The sequence below is a fragment of the Janthinobacterium sp. BHSEK genome (assembly GCF_056174685.1).
Window position 1 is genome coordinate 1 of record NZ_JBWBYV010000151.1, and the last position, 3,079, is coordinate 3,079.

General features: G+C 63.9%; 3 protein-coding genes. All 3 read left to right on the forward strand.

All coding sequences use genetic code 11. The features are described from left to right. Positions 1 to 1,155: MFS transporter (locus AC0V2Y_RS27720; protein ID WP_475418427.1), on the forward strand; the 1,155-nt coding region annotated here is incomplete at its 5' end. Positions 1,156 to 1,218: 63 nt separating this feature from the next. Beyond that, positions 1,219 to 2,349 (forward strand): 3,5-dihydroxyphenylacetyl-CoA synthase DpgA, encoded by a 1,131-nt coding sequence (gene dpgA / locus AC0V2Y_RS27725; protein ID WP_475418041.1) that lies wholly within the window; start codon positions 1,219 to 1,221, stop codon positions 2,347 to 2,349. Between the two features lie 89 nt (positions 2,350 to 2,438). Continuing rightward, positions 2,439 to 3,079, forward strand: a 641-nt coding sequence (gene dpgB, locus AC0V2Y_RS27730) for an enoyl-CoA-hydratase DpgB (protein ID WP_475418428.1), incomplete at its 3' end; no start/stop codon positions are given.

Below are 3,079 nucleotides of genomic sequence, written 5' to 3' on the forward strand. Positions count from 1 at the left end.
CTGACACTGTTTTCCACCCTGCCGGCGCTGCTGCTGTTGCCGTGGACCGGCAGCCTGGCAGACCGTCTCGACCGCCGCAAGATCCTGATCGCCTGCGACGCGCTGGCGCTGTGCTGTGTGTCCACCATCGGCGTGCTGGTCTGGCTGGACCGCTTTGAATTGTGGCAGTTGTTCGCCGTGCAGGCGCTGCTGTCGGTCGGCATGGCCTTCCAGGGACCGGCCGCCTACGCCGCCATCACCAGCATCGTGAACAAGAGCCAGTTCGGCCGCGCCAACGGCATGTTCAGCATGGCCGGCGCGCTGTCGCAGATCGCCGCTCCGCTGCTGGCCGCTGGCATGCTGGGCATGATCGGGCTGTCGGGTATCGTGGTGCTGGATATCCTGACGTTCTATATCGCCTTGTCGAGTCTGGCCATTGCCAAGCTGCCGTCTGTCGAGAAGGCGACGGTGGCCAAATCCAGGCGCTCCGCCTTCCGCGACCTGGGCTGGTCGTTCGACTTCCTGCGCCAGCGTCCCGCCATGGCGCTGCTGTATGCGTACACCAGCATGGGCGGCTTCATGGCGGGCATGGTGATCGTGCTGGTGACGCCGCTGGTGCTGTCGATGCATAGCACCGCTTCGCTGGCGTTGATCACCACCTGTGGCGCGCTGGGCGCCCTGTTGAGCGGCGTCGTGATGGTGACCTGGGGCGGTCCGAAGCGATGGACCCCGCTGGTGCTGGGGTTCAATCTGCTGGCCGGGGTGGCGATCGCCGTGGCTGGCGTCACGCAGTCGGTGCTGTTGCTGGGCGCCGCCTCCTTTGTCGTCATGCTCAGCACCACAACCCTCGGAACCTGCATGCAGGCGGTGTGGCGGCGCAAGGTGCCGCGTGAACGCCAGGGCAGCTTCGCGGCCCTGCAGCAGGCTGTGCAAATGAGCCTGATTCCGCTCAGCGCGCTGGCTGGCGGCAACCTGGCGCATCACGTATTCGAGCCGGCCCTGATGCCCGGCGGCGTCTGGTTCGACACAATCGGCACCTGGTTCGGCAGCGGCAAGGGGCGCGGCACGGGATTCTTCTTCTTCACGGTCGGACTGACGGCGGCGTGCGTTTCGCTGGTGTCGCTGTTGCAGCGCCGGCTGTATCGCCTGGAAAGCGAGGTACCGGACGCTTTTTAGGTACAGCTCAGCATTCATTTAACCCATCGCTCATCGCATCGTTCATCGACAAGAGGAATCAAAATGACCATGACTCAGGAACCGATTCAGCTTCACCCCAAAACATCTTACCGCAAGCAGGCGGCCGCGCCCGTGTTCGAAACGGCGCACGCCCAGATCGTCGGCGTCGGCACTGCCACGCCGGCTACGGCGTACAGCCAGCAGGACGTGCTGGACGCCTTCAACATTGACGACCGCCGCATCCGCCTGATGTTCTTGAGCGGCTCGGTCGAACGCCGCCACCTGACGCTGCCGCAGCCGGCGGCGGACGGTACCCTCGTCGTCGAAACCCAGGGGGAGCTGCTGAAGAAGCACAGCACCCAGGCGCTGGAAATCGGTGAGCGCGCGGTGCTGGCCTGCCTGCAGCAGGTGGGCGCCAGTCTGGAAGACATTCGCTACCTGTGCTGCGTCACCACCACGGGCATGCTGACTCCGGGCCTCAGTGCGCTGCTGTGCAAGCGCATGAATCTGCGGCGCGACTGCGCCCGGCTCGACATCGTCGGCATGGGCTGCAACGCCGGCCTCAACGGTCTGAACGCGGTGACGTCGTGGACCCAGGCCCATCCCGGAAAGCTGGCCATCATGCTTTGCGTGGAAATCTGCTCGGCCGCCTATGTGATCGACGGCACCATGCAGACCGCCGTGGTCAACAGCCTGTTCGGCGATGGCGCCGGTGCGCTGGCCGTGGTGGCCGACCGCCAACGCGTGCCGAACATGCCCACCATTCTCGGCTTTAACAGTTGCGTGGTGGCCGAGGCGATCGATGCCATGCGCTTCGACTGGGATGACAGTCACGGCAAGTTCAGCTTTTTCCTTGCTCAGGACGTGCCTTATGTGGTGGGCGCCAATGCCGAGCCGGTGATCGACCAGTTGCTGGCCGAAGCCGGCCTGCGCCGCAGTGAGATTTCCCACTGGATCGTCCACTCCGGCGGCAAGAAGGTGATCGATTCAGTGAAAGTCAACCTCGGTCTGACGGCGCGCGACGTGCGGCATACGCTGAGCGTCCTGCGCGACTACGGAAACATGTCGAGCGGCTCCTTCCTGTTTTCTTACCAGCGCTTGCTGGATGAGGGCTTGGTGAGTCCCGGCGACTATGCCGTGATGATGACCATGGGACCGGGCGCGACTATCGAGACCGCGCTGCTTCAGTGGTAAGACGCAGCCGCATTTTTCTTCAGGAAGTTGCTTCATACATTTAATTTAGACAGTTTTTTTCAGACCAACTCTACGCAAAGGAAATCATCATGTTCAAGTTCAACTCCATCTCGCATATCGAAGGCCGCACCGTGGTCCGCCTGGAACTCGACGTCTCCGGCTCCCTGGACAAATCGCTGGTCGACAGCATTAACAGCGCCTGTGATTGCGTGGAAGATGCAGGCACGGGCGCCACGCTGCTGGTGGCGATGAGCGCTCGCCCGGAAGATGCCGCCGAGGCGGCCAGAGGAAAACCCGACGTGGCGCTGGTCAACCAGTGGGAGCGCGCCTTGCGCCGCATCGAACGCCTCAACGCCGTCACCATCTTGGCCGTCAGTGGCTCTTGTAACGACCTCGGCATCGCGGTCATGCTGACCACCGACTACCGCATCGCTGCCGAGGGGCTGTCCATGAGCCTGTGCCGCCGCGATGGCAGCATTCTGCCCGGCATGGTGCTGCATCGCCTGGCGAACCAGATCGGTGTGACGTGGTCGCGCCGCTTCGCTCTGCTGGGTATGCCGTTGAACGCATCGCTGGCGCAGTCGCTGGGTCTGGTCGACGAGATCGCGGGCGATGTCGAGTCGGCCGCCAGCGCCTTCCTGAAGACGCTGTGCCCGACCATCGCCGGCGACCTGCCAGTGCGCCGCCGCTTGCTGCTGGATGCTTCGGCGCTCAGCTATGACGACGGCCT

Bases quoted from the DNA above. Each gene is read 5' to 3' on its own strand.
- dpgA (WP_475418041.1), top strand. From the start codon at position 1,219: ATGACCATGACTCAGGAACCGATTCAGCTTCACCCCAAAACATCTTAC.